The sequence below is a fragment of the Staphylococcus durrellii genome, from assembly GCF_015594545.1.
Lineage (GTDB): Bacteria > Bacillota > Bacilli > Staphylococcales > Staphylococcaceae > Staphylococcus > Staphylococcus durrellii.
This window is the reverse complement of the sequence record NZ_JADIIO010000001.1, coordinates 296,164-314,379: the sequence shown is the minus strand read 5'-3', so window position 1 is coordinate 314,379 and position 18,216 is coordinate 296,164. Positions and strand designations below refer to the sequence as shown.

The window sequence follows — 18,216 nt, the reverse complement described above, 5'->3', positions numbered from 1 at the left end:
AATATGAATTAATTTTTCAAAGTGACCTTACATATACTATACCCACTGTTAAGCGTTTATTTCAGTAAATGCTTTATTTAATATTGAAAATCCTTTTTCTAACTCTTCATCAGTGATAACTAATGGCGTTAAGAATCTGATAACATTACCTTTGATACCCGCAGACAATAATAACAAGCCATTGTCATTAGCTGCTTTTACAAGTTCGCCAGTTAATGCTTTATTATGTGTGCCCGTTTTCTCGTCGACTAATTCAAAAGCTACCATCGCGCCAAGTCTACGTATTTTGCTAATATTACTATATGATTTGCTTAAAGTATTTAATTGTTCTTCAATTTTTTGACCAATTATTTCAGACCGTTTGTTTAATTGTTCTTTTTCAATGATTTCTATAACTTTTAAAGCTGCCTCACAAGCTAGAGGATTACCTGCATAAGTACCTCCAATTTCACCAGGATTAGCACTATCCAATATTTCTTTCTTGCCAACAACACCACTTAATGGAAAACCAGCAGCAAGCGATTTTGAAACAGTCATTAAATCAGGCTCGACGTCGAAATGTTCAATAGCAAACATCTTACCTGTGCGAGCAAAACCAGTTTGAATTTCGTCAGCTACAAAAACAATACCCTTCTCTTCACAAATTGCTTTGACTTCTTGTACGAATGCTTTCGGAGGAATAATAAATCCACCTTCACCTTGCACTGGTTCCATAACGATACAAGCAACTTCTTCTGGGTCTATCGTTTCAATAAAGAAATCTTTTAATCGCGCAATGCTTTGAGCAACAAAATCTTCTTCAGTAGTAGTATCTGGCTTTTCAGATAAATTTGGATATGGCGCTTGATATACTTCTGATGCAAACGGGCCAAAGCCAAATTTATATGGTCTTACTTTACTCGTCATAGACATCGTTAAATTTGTTCTGCCATGAAAACCTCTTACAAATGATACAACTGCTTGTCTGCCAGTATGCTTACGTGCTAACTTAACAGCATTTTCAACCGCTTCAGCACCAGAATTAAGTAATACCGCTTTTTTATCGAAGTTACCAGGCGTTATTTGAGTTAATTTTTCAGCAAGATTTAAATAACTTTCATACATAATAACGTTAAAACCCGGATGTATAAATTTATCTAATTGCGTTTTTAAATGCGCAGTAATTTCTGGATGCGAATGGCCTACATTCAACGTACCAATTGCGCCTGCGAAATCTATAAATTCATTGCCGTCTACGTCAGTAATTGTTGCACCTTGTGCTTTGTCGGCGACGTGTAAATTACCATTCCCTACTCCTCTAGCTACGAATTGTTCTCTTTGTTCTTTAAATTTTGTGAATTTATTAGACATACCAAAAACCTCCATCCTTTACATACTTATTGTGTATCAATCTATAGTTGCTACTTAAATACACTTTAATGAAAAGCCCTTTGTTTTATTTTTACAAGTAGCTCTAACATTTATTAAAAATTTATCTAATTATTGGTATTGTGTAAAGGACCAGATACACCATTTGCAGGGTACCAATTTAATCTATCAATACTTTCCTCAAAATATTGACAGCTTCTGGTATAACTTCGATTTTTAGCTGAGAAAATCCGATTATTAAAGTTTTAAAAGCTGATTGATCGTGCACTGGTTCTACTGTAAATCGATTGATCGTATATAATTCGATCTCATGACTTACTGCTCGTGCTTCAATATCGTCATAACTATAATCTGTTTTCACTTCAACAATAAAGTGTAATCCTGCGTTTGTATCATGAATTTTAATGAGGTGCTGAAATGTTTCTTTCAATTGTTCAATTAACTTCGCTCTTTTAGCTGCATAAAAGTGAGACATTTTTTTAATATAACGTTCATAATGTCCATCTTTAATCATTAAATATAAAGTTAAAGCATTAATCATCGAAAAATCTGGTATCACATTATTGTTAATATGTTCGAATTCAGTGACCAAAGAAGTAGGCAATACCATATAACTCAATCTTAACCCTGGCATCAACGTTTTTGAAAATGTTCCTAAATAGATGACACGGTCACTTTTGTCGAAACTATACAAAGATGGAATGTTGTCCGTATTATATTTAAACTCACTATCGTAATCATCTTCAATCACGTAACCATTCGTTTTAGTGAGCCAATTTAATAAATCAATACGTCTAGACACCGGCATAATTGTCCCCATAGGAAATTGATGTGACGGTGTTACGATAACCAAATCAGGCTTGCCAGACTTAATGGCCGACATAGAAATCCCTTTGTCATCTAAATTAATAGGTAAGGTAGTTCTTTTAGTTTTTTGTAAAATATCTCTAAAACGAAAATAGCCAGGATTTTCTACTGCTATTTTGCTATCATCGTCCATTACATCCATTATTTGCTTAAGCAAGACATTCGTACCTGAAGCTATGACGATTTGTTGCGCATTACATTGAATACCACGTTTATAAGACACTAATTTGGCGATGGCTTGTCTCAATTCAATCGGACCTTTTAAATCAGGAATCGCTGATAAACGATGACTATAATGCTTAAAGACTTGTTTCATTAACTTTGTCCATGTATCAACTGGAAATTGCGTAATATCCGTACTCATATGTGAAAATGAATAACGATATTGCTGTTCTTGCTGATGAGTTGATGTCGTAACTGTATTCGTAACCTGTGGTTCGACGATTAATTTTTCGAGTGGTTCTATAAAATAACCTTTACGCTCTTGGGTGTAAATGTATCCTTCTTCCAGTAGTTGTTCATATGCAGTTTTTACGCTATTAACACTCACATTAAGGTTTTGAGCCATTTCTCTTTTAGACGGCAGTTTTTCATTACTGTCATATTTGAAAGATAAAATATCTTCTTTTAGATTGTTATATAACTCTCGATAGATAAAAGTATCATTGCTATGTTTCATAAGTCATCCCCCTTGTTGCATCCCTATATGTCCCCATCTTAACGTCTGTACTAAATCGAATTTATCTTATCATTAGTTGCTATTAAATGTATACGTTTCACATAGAAAAAACCAGAAGAGAAACTCTTCTGGTTAAAATCGTCTTATAAGATTGGTGAAGCAAGTTTAGCGATTGACTGTTTGAATTTAACCCAACCAGAACGTTCATCATAACGTTTTTTAGTTAATTCTTTAGATACTTTCAAATCTTCTTTAAATGCTTCAGTTAATTTAGTTGCAATACCTTCATTATAAATAAAGGCATTTACTTCAAAGTTTAATTCGAAACTACGTATATCCATATTTGCAGAACCAATGCTGGATACTTCTCCGTCTATAACCATCATCTTAGAATGAATAAACCCATTCTCATACGTATAAACTTTTACGCCATCTTGAATCAGTTCTGCCACACTAGATAATGTAGCCCAATGGACTAAAGGTTGGTCTGGTTTATTAGGAATAATCATTTGAACGTCGACGCCCGATTTAGCGGCTATACGTAATGCATTGATATAGCCTTTATCAGGTACGAAGTATGGTGTATGAATGTAAATAGACTCTTTTGCACTCATAATCATTCTTAAATAACCAAATTCAATTTGATGCCATGTATCACTTGGACCACTGAGGCCTAATTGTAGCATTACATTGCCACCAGGATAAGCATTGTCCGGGAAATATTTATCCACAAAGCCAAGCTGTTCATTGCTCGTTTGAGAATTCCAATCCTGGATAAAGCTTAGTTGTAAGGCGTCGACACCATCACCTTGAATTCTAAGATGTGAGTCTCTCCAGTAACCAATTTTCTCATCTAAACCTAAGTATTCGTCGCCAATGTTAAAGCCACCTACATAACCTTTTTTGCCGTCTATAATTAAAATTTTACGGTGATTGCGGTTATTCACTCTAAAATTCAAGAAAGGAATAAATCTCGCTTTAAAGAATGCTTCAACTTGCCCTCCGTTTTCTTGGAATTCTTTAAATTTATATTTACGTAACTTTTTTGATCCAACGGCATCATATAATAACTTAACTTCTAAGCCTTCTTTGGCTTTTTGTTCCAGGATTTCAACTATTTCATTTCCTATACCATCCAATTCTAAAATATAATATTCCATATGAATATAAGTTTGTGCATTGCGTAAATCTTCTTTCATTTGGTTAAACAAGTCATGACCGTCTGTATATACATCGACGTGATTATTATTGCTTAAAAACGATTGATCTTTTACGAGCAATGAATAGACTATATCAGAATGTTTCTTAGTAATTGGGTCATCGTCAGACAAAACGTGCTCTGTCGACGATTTAATTTGATTTTTAGCACGTTGCTTACTATCTTCAACATTGTCGCCTTTACTTGAATAATAAGAACTTTTTAGCTTTACTGTACGTCCTAAGAAAATATACAAAATAAAACCAAAGATAGGCATTACGAATAATAGCAACAACCAAGCCCATGTGGACGTTGCATCTCTTCTATCTCTATCTAAGAAGATAATGATAAAAGCTAAAATAATATTTATTCCGAAGAAGAAAAGTAATATCCCTTTATAAATAGGACTTACACTTGCATCTAACAGTATTTGCAAAAAGAACACCTCGTTTTGTTCAACTAAAATCTATTTATTGTCACATGTATTACTATTTAAACATATTTCAAAAAATAATGATATTCATATAATATAGCTTGGATTTAATAATCATAAAATTAAATCACCCATTACATGTATGTGTATCTACACATTGTTCCTTATCATAAATTTCAGTTAGCATGCGCAAAAAAGTGCTATCGCAAATTTCTTAAATTGCAATAGCACTTTTTTGATTATACAGATTCGTCAATTAAAAATTTCTCTATATAGAAAGCAGATTCTTCTATAGATTTGTATTCCGTATTAATTACGTTAGCGTTTAATTTATGAAACACCTCTTCTGCGTGAGCCAATTCTTCTTTAATACGTTCCATACTGTTATAATTTGTAGGTCCACTTAAACCTAAAACTTTTACACGTTCACTACGAATATTCATTATATAGTTGGGACTGGCAGTTAAACCAAAGACTTTCATTTTTTTATTTTTATAGACTTCATCTGGTATGTCTACTTCAGGCACAAGTGGAATATTAGCAATCTTATACCCTTTGTTAGCTAAATACATACTCAAAGGCGTTTTTGAAGTTCTAGAAACACCGATAATTAAGGCATCCGCTTCGCCTATATCAGTAAAATGCTTACCATCATCATACTTCACCGAATATTCAATCGCTTCAATACGTTTAAAATATTGTTCATCTAACTTCCGTAAAGCACCACTTTCCAAAATTGGTTCACTATGCGTTCGATTTTGGATAAATTCAATTAATCCTGACATATAATCTATATATGCTATATTTTTTTCTTTCGCATAACTCGATCCCACTCTATTAAAATCAGGATTTACTAGAGTCGTCACTACAATTGCAGATTTAGCGACGGCACGATCTAGTATACCTACTAATTCTTCCTCACTTTTAATGAATGCAAATTTTTCTATAGCAATGTGATTTAAATCTGGAAATTGTGACAAAGTAGCGTGTATCATACGCTGTGCTGTCTCTCCGATAGAGTCAGAAATGACGAATATCGTTAATTTGTCGTTATTCTTAGTGTTGAACACTTAATCGCCCACTTTCTACTGCACTTTGAGCCGTTGCTAAGATAGCACCTGGTACTCTGAATGGTGAACAAGACACATAATCAATTGGTAAGGTATTGAAGTATACGATAGATTTCATATCTCCTCCCAACTCGCCACAGACACCTATTTTAATATTAGGATTTGCTGCTTTAGCCCGTTCAGAAGCTAATTTAATTAATTGACCCATCCCATCGACATCAAGTGTTTGGAAAGGATCAATTTCCATTATGCCTTGTTCTGAATATGCATTGATGAACTTACCTGCATCATCACGTGAGAAACCATAAGTCAATTGTGTTAAATCATTAGTACCAAAGCTAAAGAAATCTGCTTCTTTAGCTATCTCACCGGCAATTAAACAAGCTCTTGGCGTTTCAATCATTGTTCCAATAGCATAATTTAATTGCTGACCGCTTTCTCGTGTCATTCTTTCAATCTTATCTACAATCATTACTTTTAACGTTTTAAACTCTTCCACTGTTGATACTAGAGGAATCATTATTTCTGGATTCGTTTCTATACCTTGTGCTTTCAAACGAATCATACTATTTATAATCGCCTCTACTTGCATTTCATACAATTCAGGATAAGTAATGGCTAAACGACAGCCACGATGACCTAACATAGGGTTTACTTCATGTAATTGTTCAATATATTTATTTAATTCATTTGTCGGCACATTTAGTTGCTGTGCTACGCTCTCTCTTTCTTCTTCAGAGCGAGGTAAAAATTCATGTAACGGAGGATCTAATAAACGAATGATTGTTGGTCTATCTTCAGATTGCTTTAAAATCTTTTCAAAATCATTGGTTTGATATGTGCTAATTTTATTTAATGCTGCAATACGTTGTTCTTGATTATGCGCTAAAATAAAGCGACGCATCTCAACTAGACGTTCAGGTGCAAAGAACATATGCTCAGTTCTTACAAGTCCAATGCCAGTAGCATCAAATTGGTACCCTGCTTCGATATCTTGAGCTGTTTCAGCATTCATACGTACGCTTAATTGAGCAATATCTTTTGACCATTGCATGAATTGACTAAACGCTGCGCTTCGCTGTGCGTTAATAGTATCAATTTCTCCAACATAAATATCACCATTGGCTCCATCTACTGATACAATATCACCTTCTTGTAAGACACCTTGTGGGAATGTGACCGTACGTTCTTGAGTATTAATTTCTAAATCAGCACAACCTGTCACACAACATTTGCCCATACCACGAGCGACTACAGCAGCATGCGATGTCATACCTCCATGCGTTGTGACTATCGCTTCACTCGCTACCATACCTTCGATATCTTCTGGAGATGTTTCTGGACGCATTAAAATAACTTTATGCCCCTGTTCCGCTTGAAGTTTTGCATCTTCTGCTGAGAATACAATTTTGCCAGTTGCTGCACCTGGGCTTGCCGGCAAACCAGCCTTAGAAATGACGGTCGCATTTGCTAAAGCTTGTTTATCAAAATTAGGATGTAATAATTGTTCTATTGATTTAACTTCTACTTGGTTAATAGCATCCGCTTTACTAATAACACCTTCTTCTACTAAATCGACCGCGATGTTAATCGCTGCATTCGCCGTACGTTTACCATTTCTCGTTTGTAAAATATAAAGTTGCTCATTTTCAATCGTAAACTCAATATCCTGCATGTCTTTGTAATGCTGTTCTAAACTTTGCGACACTTCTACAAATTGTTGGTGTACTTGTGGCATTTGCTCATGCAATGTAGTTATATCTTTTGGCGTACGAATACCAGCAACAACATCCTCACCTTGTGCATTCAACAAATATTCTCCAAATAACTTAGCTTCACCCGTACCAGGATTACGTGTAAAGGCTACTCCTGTACCACTACGCTCACCGCTATTACCGAAGACCATTTCTTGCACGTTTACTGCAGTCCCTATGTTATAAGGTATGTCATTTAACTGCCTATATACGCGAGCGCGGTCGTTATCCCAAGATTTGAAGACCGCTTCAATCGCTTCTGTTAATTGAACAATTGGTTCTTGTGGGAATGGCTTATTCACTTTTTCTTTATAGATAGCTTTATAACGTTCACATATTTCTTGTAATCCTTCTGCCGGTATATCGGCATCAATTTCATAACCGTGTTGCTTTTTAAAATCATTAAAATATGTATCAAACGCTGTCATAGGTACAGCATAGACAACCTCTCCAAACATTTGCAATAAACGACGGTAACAGTCATATGCAAAACGTTCGTCATTTGTTTTTTGTGCTAACTTTTCTACATTTGCATCATTTAATCCTAAATTTAAGATTGTATCCATCATTCCCGGCATTGAAATTTTAGCACCACTACGCACTGATACTAACAATAAGTTATCTTTAGATGAGAATGCTTTATTCGTACGTGCCGAGAAGTCCGTTAATTGTTCATGAAGTTCTGATAATAGAGTTTCTGACAACTGACCCCCTTGTTCAAGATAATTAATACAGGCCGCTGTCGTAATCGTGAACCCATCCGGTACGGGCAGGCCGAGACGTTTCATTTCGGCTAAATTTGCACCTTTACCTCCTAATAAGTCTTTCATGCCTTTTTTACCTTCATCAAATGCGTATATTAATTTCGTCATAATGAACACCTCTTCAAATTTAATATGTTATACTAATTTTAATGAGTATGTCATATTAAAGGTTAAATAACAACTAAAATGTTTAAATTTTTCTAAAAAAATTAATGATTTATACAACTACTTCGGTCTTCATTAATTTATGATATCCTATTAAGTATCTGACTTAGAACTAATATAACGGTTTTTTAATTCATCTTTTCTTTTAATTAGACAACGTTATAGCTTTTATAATTTTTCGGCTAATTTTTAAAAATACACTTTCTATACATAATTTAATATTAAAATACGGCTGAGTTTTTACTAATATGTCATACTATTTTACGATTTCATGATTTTTATTAGATTAAAAAAACCATTACTATCCTGAATAGATAGTAATGGTTTTTTTATGCTTCACTTTCAACAAAATTAAAGAACTCTCCCATTTGTTGTGCACCATCAGGTGCAAACATTAATTCTAAATTGTCTTGTGATTCTTGTGCTCTGTCTTGTGCGTAACTTATTATTTGTTGTTCGTATTGGCGTATTGCCTCATCAAAATCATCATTCGCTTTTAATGCTTCTACAAAAATATACGCATCATATAATGCAGTATTTACACCTTCGCCAGCAAAAGGACTCATTAAGTGTGCCGCATCACCTAACATTGTCACTTGAGCATCATGATTCCAATTGAATCCGATAGGCAATTTATATATTCTTCTAAATAAAACATCATCACTCATAGCGTGAATATACGCTTTTAAATCTTCATGCCAGTCATCAAAATCACTTAGTAACTGAGCTTTTAATTCACTCATTGATAACTGTTTGTAAGTGTCTAATTGTTCCTTAGGCGCTCTATATGACACATACACTTTTATGCGTCCATCCCCATTTAATTGAGCTAATAATGCTTGGTTACCACCCAGTGCCATTGCCTTCCCATTTTTGTTATAAGTCGCTAACTCTGGGTAATTATTTTTAACATCATCAATATTTATTTCAACCATTGAAATACCTGTATAGTCAGCATCTACCGTCGACAAGTATGGTCTTACTTTAGAGAATGCTCCGTCTGCACCTACTACTAAATCAAATTGTTCAACTTCACCATTTGTAAACGATACGGCTACTTTATTATTAGATAAACGTTCTAGTGATTCAAATATATAGCCATATTTAATATTATTGTTATCGATTTGTTCGAGTATAATATCACACAGTTCGCCACGGTCAATTTCTGGTCTGCCACCTTCACCTTCGGCATCTTCTTCAAATATAATTGTGCCATCTTTAGCAATAACTTTAGTGTCCTCGCCATCATATCTTACTAATGATTTGAAACGATTATAAATGCCAGCTTCGATGATTGGCAATTGTCCACTATCATCGTGTATGTCCAATGACCTACCGCGTTCACTATTAATAGATGGGTGCGCTTTTTCAAAAACAGTATATTCATAACCTTGTTGTTGTAATAATAATCCAAGCATTAAGCCACCAGGGCCACCGCCTATAATTGCGATACTTTTATTAGCCTTGTTACTAGTCATTTCATATTCCTTCTTTATTTATATAAATTATCTAAATCTGCTGTTGTTTGTTCAACAAACTTTTTAAATTGTTGTTTCTTTTCATCATCATTCATCGCTTCTTTGCCAGCTAACATAAATTTTTTGAATAATTCTTGTAGCTCGCCACGCATTGCTTTCATTGCTTCAAAGTCCATATTTTTAAATTGTTCCATGCGTTGTAACATATCATCATTTTTCATATTATCTGCTAAAAATTGTTCGCCTTCTTCTGTTATTGTATATACTTTCTTCTTACCATCTCGTGAAGTTGATACAAATTCTCTGTCTTCTAACATTTGTAAAATGGGATATACAGAGCCCGGGCTTGGAGAATAAAATCCTTTAAAACGTTCTTCTAAGTCTTTAATAATTTGATAACCATGTTTTGATTCATCTTGTAACATTTTTAAAATCACAAACTGTAAATTACCTTTCTTAAAGAAACGATCCTTTCCACGTGCTCTAAATGCGCGTTCCATATCTTCAGGGCCATGTCCTCCAAATCCAAATCCATCTTTGTTCATCATTCTTCTTCTCATATGTTGTGCTTTTTCTTCAAATTGTCTTCTAAACATATTAATCACCTTTCTTAATTTCGATATATCGAAATTATAAACGATATATCGAAATACGTCAACGATATATCGTTATTTTTTTATTGCTTTATAGATAAATGGCGCTATATCAACATTTAACGCAAAAAACCTAACAGAAAGTTAATTCTGTTAGGCTACTGGAAATTATTGTATTTTTATTTTTTATTAAAATTGATTAAATATTAAATTATCAATCGTATGATTTTCAGCCTTATGTAATATTAAATCCGCTCTACTTTTAGTCGGATAAATATTATTTATAACATTAGGCTCATTAATATCATTCCATAGTTGCGTCGCCAATTTAACCGCTTCATGTTGAGTTAAGTTTTTATATTGATAAAAATGAGATTCTGGCTTTTGGAATGCACTTTGTTGTAATTTCAAAAATCTTTGAATATACCATGATTTCATTAAATCTAAAGAAACGTCTAAGAAAATTTTATAATCAATATAATCACTTACTAATTGCTCTGCGTGTCCATGTACTTGGAATATATTTACGCCTTCAATAATTAATATATCCGGCTGGTCTACATAGTGATAATCATCTTTTAAACGGTCATATGTTAAATGTGAATACGTATAAGTTGGTACGTTTTCGCCATCTTTTATACTTTTTAAATGTTGTATCAACGTGTTTGATTCGTAGCTTTCAGGAAATCCCTTTTTCGACATAATACCTTGTGCCAATAGCTCTTTTTTCGGCAAAATATAACCATCTGTCGTAATTAAATCAACGTTCCAATCAGGATTATGTTTACTTAACAATTCGGCTAACAAACGCGCAACTGTACTCTTACCGGCAGCAACGCCACCAGAAACCCCTATCACAAAAGGTATCGTACGTTTACGATCTACAATTTTCTGTTGAATATATGTAATATAATCTTTATGTCTTCTCGTTTTTTCACTCAATAACTCAATTAATGGAAAGTATAAGGCTTTAATCTCTTGTTTTGTAGCATAGTCATTTAAACTTAATAAACTTTCAAAATCGATATCTTCTAAATTTATATCTACTGAGCTTTCTATATTTCCCCATTGCTTCTTTGAAAATTCCACATTAATATCTCCTTTTAAACAACACGTTACTATGTATATTTAGCGCTGAAGTTTTGAACGCATTCATTCAATAATCTCACCTAGTATAATTCAAGATTTATTGTGATTCAATAAAATGTTCCAAAAAATTGAACACAATTACTTTCATAAACTTAAATTCAAGTAATTATTTTAGTCGTAATGCTAGCAAATGCTTACTATATTTTTAAATTCGCGTTTTTCGTATTATAATGAAAGTGCTTACAAATAAAATAAATATATGCTTTTCAATTGTAATTGGAGTGATTATTTTGAAAACAGTACTTTTATACGGAGAATCAAATATTGAAGTTGAAGTACCTGATAATAGTACATTGATCGAACCCCAAGACATAACACCGTTAGATGATGATGTAACTGCAATAAAATCCGTTTTAGCAGACCCTATCGGCACACCACCATTAAAAGAAATGGTTAAGTCTGATGACACGGTGTCTATCGTTATTAGTGACATTACACGCCCTACACCAAACCATATATTAGTACCATGTATTTTAGAGGCGTTATCTCACGTACCTCGTGAAAACTTTGTCATTATTAATGGTACAGGAACACATCGAGATCAAACACGTGAAGAACTTATTCAAATGTTAGGGAAAGATATCGTAGATAACATAAAAATTGTGCATAATCACTGTCACGATAAAGATTCATTAGTAAAAGTCGGTCACAGTGAATATGGTTGCGATGTCTATTTGAATAAAGACTATGTTGACTCAGATTTCAAAATTGTTACTGGCTTTATAGAACCTCATTTTTTCGCAGGTTTCTCCGGTGGACCTAAAGGAATTATGCCTGGCATTGCCGGTATTGAAACGATAATGACGTTTCATAATGCGCGCATGATTGGTGATATACGTTCGACATGGGGCAACATGGAAGATAATCCATTGCAAAATATGACGCGTGAAATCAACGCCATGTGTAAACCAGACTTTATGCTCAACGTAGCATTAAATAAAAATAAATTAATTACACAAGTCTTTGCAGGTGAATTATACGAGGCGCATGATGTGGGCTGTGCATATGTAAAAGAGCATGCCATGTTTCGTTGTGAAGACCGCTTCGACGTCGTTATAGCTTCTAATTCAGGATATCCTCTAGACCAAAATTTATACCAAACGGTTAAAGGGATGAGTGCTGCACATAAAATTGTTAAAGAAGGTGGCACCATAATTATGGTATCCGAATGTGCTGATGGATTACCTGATCATGGTAAATTCGCCGAAATATTTAAACGTGCCGAATCACCACAAGCCCTATTAGATATGATTCATGACCCTGATTTTGCAGAAATGGATCAATGGCAAGTACAAAAACAGGCAAGCATCCAAGTATTTGCAAATGTTTATGTATATTCCAAACTAACTGATCAACAATTAGAAGAAGCTATGTTAAACCCCACATCAAATATAGAAGAAACACTCAAATCATTAGAAAAATCACATGGTAGACCTTTAACTATAGGCGTTATGCCACAAGGCCCATTAACAATACCTTACGTTGAATCTTAAAAGGAGAATGATTAATTATGTTGACATTAAAAGAAAAAGAACAGCAACTCGAAAAAACTTTAAAAGAAATGAAGAAAGTAGTTGTAGCCTTTTCGGGAGGTGTAGATAGTACGCTTGTATTGAAGAAAGCACTAGATGTACTTGGCGAAAATAACGTCATCGGTGTAGTAGTAGAATCTGAACTATTTAGAAGCGAAGAATTTGATGAAGCTATCAACTTAGGTCATCAATTAGGTGCGCATATTCTCAAAACAAAAATTTCAGAACTTGAAGATCGCCATATCGTTAAAAATACTCCTAAAAGTTGGTATTACAGTAAACTACTACTATATAAAAAGGTAGAAAGCATTAAAGAGGCTTATCATTTTAGCTATGTATTAGACGGCATGATAATGGATGATAACGATGACTTCCGTCCAGGTCTACAAGCACGTGACGAGCTAGGTATTAGAAGTATTTTACAAGAAGTAGGTCTATATAAAGAAGATATACGTCACTTAAGTAAGCAGTTAGACTTACCAGTATGGAACAAACCTGCCCTATGTAGTTTGGCTTCTCGTGTGCCTTATGGCGAAACTTTGGACGAGACGAAAATTAACAAAATTAACGAAGCTGAAAAATTTATTTTAAGTTTAAATATTAATAATGTTCGCGTACGTTACCATAACAATATTGCTCGAATTGAAGTCCCTGAAGATGATATTTCACAATTGATTCAACATCGCAGACTTATTATCGATTATTTAAAATCACTTGATTTTGACTATGTCACACTTGACCTTGAAGGCTATCGCACAGGTAGTATGAATGAAGTACTCACAACAGAAACAACAAATTAAATAGTGAAGGACAGTGTTTAGAATGTCAGACAGTAATAACGATATTGAAGAAATATTAACAAAGGTACAACAAAATGAACTATCTATCGCAGCTGCTCAGGCTAAACTAAAACATTATGATGACTTGGGTTTTGCTAAAATCGATTTACACCGCCCCCAAAGACAAGGCTTCCCAGAAGTTATTTTTGGTGAAGGCAAGAATCCCGAACAAATCGCTTCAATTATTAATAGTTTAAATCATAATAACCAAACAATATTAGTGACTCGTATTGACGATGATAAAGCCAATCACATACTGTCTATATATCCTGATTTAGAACATCACCCTATCGCCCAAATCGTTTGTACGCCTGTCGCTAATATTAATAAATCTAACTATGTTGCTTCCATTATTAGTGCTGGCACTTCAGACATTCATATTGCAGAAGAAGCAGCAATAACAGCTGAAGTTATGGGGGTTACCGTCAAGCGTTTTTACGATGTTGGCGTCTCAGGTATCCATCGTCTGTTCGAAAATATAGATGATATTAGAGAAAGTAAAGTTTCAGTAGTCGTTGCTGGCATGGAAGGAGCATTATGTAGTGTCATTTCAGGATTAGTAAATCATCCTGTATATGCTATTCCAACGAGCATTGGCTATGGTGCAAATTTAGCAGGTGTCAGCACCCTGTTATCAATGATTAATTCGTGTGCTCCCGGAACAAGTGTATTAAATATTGATAATGGCTTCGGCGGTGGTTATAATGCTGCTCAGGTCATCAACATGCTCGAAACAAACTAGAATGGAGAGATTGAAATGTCACAGGCCATTTATTTAGATTGCCACGCCGGCATAGCTGGCGACATGATTTTAGCAGGATTAATCGACTTAGGTGCAAACCCTAAATACATTAAACAAGAATTATCTAAATTACCCTTAGATACTTTCGATTTGTCATTTAATCATGTAAATAAACAAGGTATCAATGCACAGCATTTAACAATAAATATAGAAGAAAGTCATCACCATCGTACTGCGCAACACATTTTTAGCATGATTAAAAATAGTACATTATCACAACGTGTTAAATCCCGAAGTACTGCTATTTTTAATGTCATTGCCGAAGCTGAGGCTAAAATACATGGTATGACCGTTGCTGACGTTCACTTTCATGAAGTAGGAGCAATGGATTCAATTATAGATATTATCGGTAGTTGTTTAGCTCTTGAAGATTTAAATATTGATAATATTTATTGTTCGGCCATTCCAACTGGACACGGCAAAGTTAATATTGCACATGGACTTTATCCCGTCCCAGCTCCTGCAACCGCTGAAATCTTAAAAGGCATACCGCTCGCTTCGTTGGACGTCGCTAGTGAAATAACCACGCCGACAGGAGCAGGCTTTGCCAAAAGTTTAGCCACTCAATTCGGCCCACTACCAGCATGCACGATGAACGAAATTGGTTATGGGGCTGGCACAAAAGACTTTGATTTCCCAAATGTATTACGCATTATTCAGTTTGAAGAAAATGAAAATACACAAGATTACGTGCAAGTGTTAGAAGCTCAAATAGATGATATGACGCCGGAAGTGCTTGGACATTTTATTGAAGACGCACTTTCTCAAGGTGCCCTAGACGTTTACTACACACCGATTACGATGAAAAAAAGCAGACCTGCAATACAACTATCTGTAATTTGTCCACTATCAAAAGCAAGCTTCTTCGAAAATTATATACTACGCCATACAAGTTCTTTAGGCGTGAGAAGCTATAGCGTACGCAGAACGATTTTAGACCGTGATTTTACAACACTTGATACAGATTATGGTAAAGTAACGATTAAATTAGGTATATTAGCTGGCGAAGTTATAAAAGCCAAACCTGAATTTAGTGATCTACAAGCTATTGCAGATCATACACAATTACCATTACAACAAATCTACCATCATGTAATGAGCCAAATAGAAAATTTAAAATAATACTTAATTTCGTTATAACAAACTTCCCCTTTAATAATAATTCAACTATGTTACACTGATCAACAATTACAAGAATCACATCAAAGGGCGTATAGTTATGAGCGCGTTAGTTCTGATTATCGTCGGACTATTATTAGGTATTTATTTTTACCGTAGAAAAGCACCAATGACTATCAAAGATTGGTTTTTAGGTCTACTTATTATATTAGTGTGTATGCTTATTGTAGATGGCTTGTTGCATCTAGACGCTATTATGGAAGGCGGAAAAGAAGGTATGCATGCAGGTTCTAAAACATAATATGGTTTTCAATTATTAAAGAGCCTGAGACATAACGTTGTCTTCAGGCTCTATTTTTATATGGGCAGTAGATGACTGATTTGAAAATGCGCTTGTATCAAGCTTCTTTCAACTCTAGTCATCCTTGCCGGGGCGGGACTACAAAATATTCTTATAAAAATAAGATTTTTGTCCCGCTCCCTACGATTTTGTCGTGCATGCTTGCCTGGGGTATGGTTCGATCCTGTAGTCTCTCACTCATACGCTTCCCCTAGGCGTCAGCACGATACAAAATCGTTACAAAGCTAATTTTATTTTATTTTCTTTAAAACGAAAGAACTTAATGCACTTATCACGGTGAGTGCACATAAAATGCTAAGTAGTATGAACTGATTTCCAACAATATTTATACCAAATTCAGAACTGCCATTGGCACTAAAACTTGCATATGCGTTGAAAACAAGGACGATTAATACACCAATACTAGCTAATACGCCTATACAATCAAAAATAAATTTAGTATTAGAAAATTTAATACCTTTTGTTATCATATGCTCACCTTCTTTAATCAAATTATAACAAATATCGTCTTTAATTAAAGATGACCTGGAAAAGACATAAGATGATATACCTATAAAATATTCTCCTAACTAAAAAAACTATGAAAATCAGTAAATAATATTCGTATGCTTATTTAATAATACTTATATTCGCTTCTATTTAATACGATTCACACTTTAAAATGCAAAAGTTTTATTTTACTATATTTTACTATTTAATTTGAATTGTATATTTAATTAATCTAAAATTCTTTAAAAGAGATTAATTTTATAATATGAATAAAGTATTCATCTATATTAGAGGACTTCTATTAAATTTAAGAAAGAAGTGTATGTTTATGAATTTAAAAGAGCAATTATTTCAAATCTTAGAAACTAAAGAACAAGAGATGATCGACCATCGTCGTCATTTACACCGTCACCCAGAATTATCATTTCAAGAAGAAAATACCGCTAAGTATATAAAATCTTTTTATGATGGAAAAGATGTAAAGGTAACGCAACCCGTACAAGATGCTCACGCAATAATAGTAGAAATCGACAGTGGGAAGCCTGGTAAGACAATTGGTTTACGTGCTGACTTTGATGCTTTACCTATCAATGAAGAAACGGATGTACCATTCAAATCAGAAAATGAAGGTGTTATGCATGCATGTGGTCATGATGCACACACAGCATATTTACTAGGAGTAGCAGATGCATTAATCGAAGTTAAGGGGCAACTAACTGGTAAAATTAAAATTATTCACCAACATGCCGAAGAACAACCACCTGGTGGCGCACAACAAATCATAAATTCAGGTGCCTTAAATGATTTAGATGAAGTATATGGTATTCATATCGTCCCTGCCGTAACCCCTGATACGATTCTTTATAATAAAAACAATGCTTTTTCTGGCAGTTCAACGTTCACGCTTAAAATTAATGGTCTAGGTGGACATGCGGCAAGTCCTCATAAAACACACGATGCTATCGTTGCCGGTACAAATTTCGTCAATGCTATACAAACTATAGTTTCTCGTAGAATTGATCCACTTCAAACGGGCGTCGTTACAATTGGTGCATTTGAAGCTCCAGGCGCAAGTAATGTTATACAAGATTCTGTTACGATTAAAGGTACAGCACGTTATTTGGATGCAGATTTAGAGCAATTTATGTATCAAGAAATTGATAAAATAGCTCAAAGTGTAGCGCTTGGTTTCGATGTCACATATGATTTAGACTATACATTTGGTTATCCTGTGTTATACAATCATCCAACTGAGACCGACAATGTAGCACGTGTCTTATCTGAAAGCCAAGGAGACTACTTCCAACACCTTATGGAAATGCCGCCGGCTACTGGTTCCGAAGATTTCGCTTATTATCTTCAACAAATACCTGGTACGTTTTATATTGTCGGCAGCAAACCGTATGATGTAGACGAACCTTATATGAACCATCACCCTAAATTTGATGTAAATGAAGATTGCTTACTAGTAGCTGCTAAATCTATTACAGATGTTTTACTAGACAGATTATAAAAATAAAAGAAAGGCTATAACCCTTTTTATGAGGATTATAGCC

At 34.3% G+C, this 18,216-nt stretch carries 15 protein-coding genes; 6 read left to right on the top strand and 9 right to left on the bottom strand.

Features of this window, described 5'->3' with window-relative positions:
• Positions 1 to 48: 48 nt before the first annotated feature.
• The 8 genes from gabT to coaA form a co-directional block, all read right to left on the bottom strand.
• The gene (gabT, locus tag ISP02_RS01320) at positions 49 to 1,350 is read right to left on the bottom strand and encodes a 4-aminobutyrate--2-oxoglutarate transaminase (protein ID WP_195719871.1); all 1,302 of its coding nucleotides are present in this window, start codon (positions 1,348 to 1,350) and stop codon (positions 49 to 51) included.
• A gap of 178 nt (positions 1,351 to 1,528) precedes the next feature.
• Positions 1,529 to 2,914 carry a MocR-like transcriptional regulator GabR gene (gene gabR, locus ISP02_RS01315; RefSeq protein ID WP_195719870.1) on the bottom strand — a complete coding sequence of 462 codons (1,386 nt, stop codon included), beginning with the start codon at positions 2,912 to 2,914 and terminating at the stop codon, positions 1,529 to 1,531.
• A gap of 143 nt (positions 2,915 to 3,057) precedes the next feature.
• The gene (gene cls / locus ISP02_RS01310) at positions 3,058 to 4,548 is read right to left on the bottom strand and encodes a cardiolipin synthase (protein WP_195719869.1); all 1,491 of its coding nucleotides are present in this window, start codon (positions 4,546 to 4,548) and stop codon (positions 3,058 to 3,060) included.
• A gap of 236 nt (positions 4,549 to 4,784) precedes the next feature.
• On the bottom strand, positions 4,785 to 5,615 hold the full coding sequence (locus tag ISP02_RS01305; RefSeq protein WP_195719868.1) for a pyruvate, water dikinase regulatory protein: 831 nt from the start codon (positions 5,613 to 5,615) through the stop codon (positions 4,785 to 4,787).
• Positions 5,602 to 8,241 carry a pyruvate, phosphate dikinase gene (gene ppdK, locus ISP02_RS01300; RefSeq protein WP_195719867.1) on the bottom strand — a complete coding sequence of 880 codons (2,640 nt, stop codon included), beginning with the start codon at positions 8,239 to 8,241 and terminating at the stop codon, positions 5,602 to 5,604. The genes ISP02_RS01305 and ppdK overlap by 14 nt, the downstream gene beginning before the upstream one ends.
• A 386-nt stretch (positions 8,242 to 8,627) precedes the next feature.
• A complete protein-coding gene (locus tag ISP02_RS01295) occupies positions 8,628 to 9,776 on the bottom strand; it encodes an FAD-dependent oxidoreductase (protein ID WP_195719866.1) in 1,149 nt (382 codons plus the stop codon).
• A gap of 14 nt (positions 9,777 to 9,790) precedes the next feature.
• A complete protein-coding gene (locus ISP02_RS01290) occupies positions 9,791 to 10,372 on the bottom strand; it encodes a PadR family transcriptional regulator (RefSeq protein ID WP_195719865.1) in 582 nt (193 codons plus the stop codon).
• Between the two features lie 186 nt (positions 10,373 to 10,558).
• Positions 10,559 to 11,458 carry a type I pantothenate kinase gene (coaA, locus tag ISP02_RS01285; RefSeq protein WP_195719864.1) on the bottom strand — a complete coding sequence of 300 codons (900 nt, stop codon included), beginning with the start codon at positions 11,456 to 11,458 and terminating at the stop codon, positions 10,559 to 10,561.
• A gap of 290 nt (positions 11,459 to 11,748) precedes the next feature.
• Here coaA and larA point away from each other — a divergent pair, with 290 nt between their 5' ends.
• The 5 genes from larA to ISP02_RS01260 all read left to right on the top strand — a co-directional run bounded on the left by larA (position 11,749) and on the right by ISP02_RS01260 (position 16,111).
• Positions 11,749 to 13,011 carry a nickel-dependent lactate racemase gene (gene larA, locus ISP02_RS01280; protein WP_195719863.1) on the top strand — a complete coding sequence of 421 codons (1,263 nt, stop codon included), beginning with the start codon at positions 11,749 to 11,751 and terminating at the stop codon, positions 13,009 to 13,011.
• Between the two features lie 17 nt (positions 13,012 to 13,028).
• Positions 13,029 to 13,850, top strand: a complete 822-nt coding sequence (larE, locus tag ISP02_RS01275; protein WP_195719862.1) for an ATP-dependent sacrificial sulfur transferase LarE — start codon at positions 13,029 to 13,031, stop codon at positions 13,848 to 13,850.
• Positions 13,851 to 13,872: 22 nt separating this feature from the next.
• The gene (gene larB / locus ISP02_RS01270; protein WP_195719861.1) at positions 13,873 to 14,631 is read left to right on the top strand and encodes a nickel pincer cofactor biosynthesis protein LarB; all 759 of its coding nucleotides are present in this window, start codon (positions 13,873 to 13,875) and stop codon (positions 14,629 to 14,631) included.
• A 15-nt stretch (positions 14,632 to 14,646) separates the two neighbouring features.
• Entirely contained in the window at positions 14,647 to 15,813 is a 1,167-nt protein-coding gene (gene larC, locus ISP02_RS01265) for a nickel pincer cofactor biosynthesis protein LarC (protein ID WP_195719860.1), read from the top strand.
• 97 nt (positions 15,814 to 15,910) lie between these two features.
• On the top strand, positions 15,911 to 16,111 hold the full coding sequence (locus tag ISP02_RS01260) for a hypothetical protein (protein ID WP_195719859.1): 201 nt from the start codon (positions 15,911 to 15,913) through the stop codon (positions 16,109 to 16,111).
• Between the two features lie 290 nt (positions 16,112 to 16,401).
• Here ISP02_RS01260 and ISP02_RS01255 read toward each other — a convergent pair whose 3' ends face one another.
• Positions 16,402 to 16,641 (bottom strand): hypothetical protein, encoded by a 240-nt coding sequence (locus ISP02_RS01255; RefSeq protein ID WP_195719858.1) that lies wholly within the window; start codon positions 16,639 to 16,641, stop codon positions 16,402 to 16,404.
• 347 nt (positions 16,642 to 16,988) lie between these two features.
• On the opposite strand from ISP02_RS01255, the gene ISP02_RS01250 reads away from it, so the two are divergent.
• Positions 16,989 to 18,173, top strand: a complete 1,185-nt coding sequence (locus tag ISP02_RS01250) for an amidohydrolase (protein ID WP_195719857.1) — start codon at positions 16,989 to 16,991, stop codon at positions 18,171 to 18,173.
• The last annotated feature ends 43 nt before the right edge of the window (positions 18,174 to 18,216 follow it).

Coding starts and splice junctions, on each gene's coding strand:
- ISP02_RS01260 (WP_195719859.1), top strand. CDS start 15,911: ATGAGCGCGTTAGTTCTGATTATCGTCGGACTATTATTAGGTATTTAT.
- larC (WP_195719860.1), top strand. CDS start 14,647: ATGTCACAGGCCATTTATTTAGATTGCCACGCCGGCATAGCTGGCGAC.
- ISP02_RS01290 (WP_195719865.1), bottom strand. CDS start 10,372: ATGTTTAGAAGACAATTTGAAGAAAAAGCACAACATATGAGAAGAAGA.
- gabR (WP_195719870.1), bottom strand. CDS start 2,914: ATGAAACATAGCAATGATACTTTTATCTATCGAGAGTTATATAACAAT.
- gabT (WP_195719871.1), bottom strand. CDS start 1,350: ATGTCTAATAAATTCACAAAATTTAAAGAACAAAGAGAACAATTCGTA.
- larB (WP_195719861.1), top strand. CDS start 13,873: ATGTCAGACAGTAATAACGATATTGAAGAAATATTAACAAAGGTACAA.
- ISP02_RS01250 (WP_195719857.1), top strand. CDS start 16,989: ATGAATTTAAAAGAGCAATTATTTCAAATCTTAGAAACTAAAGAACAA.
- ISP02_RS01295 (WP_195719866.1), bottom strand. CDS start 9,776: ATGACTAGTAACAAGGCTAATAAAAGTATCGCAATTATAGGCGGTGGC.
- ISP02_RS01255 (WP_195719858.1), bottom strand. CDS start 16,641: ATGATAACAAAAGGTATTAAATTTTCTAATACTAAATTTATTTTTGAT.
- ppdK (WP_195719867.1), bottom strand. CDS start 8,241: ATGACGAAATTAATATACGCATTTGATGAAGGTAAAAAAGGCATGAAA.
- larE (WP_195719862.1), top strand. CDS start 13,029: ATGTTGACATTAAAAGAAAAAGAACAGCAACTCGAAAAAACTTTAAAA.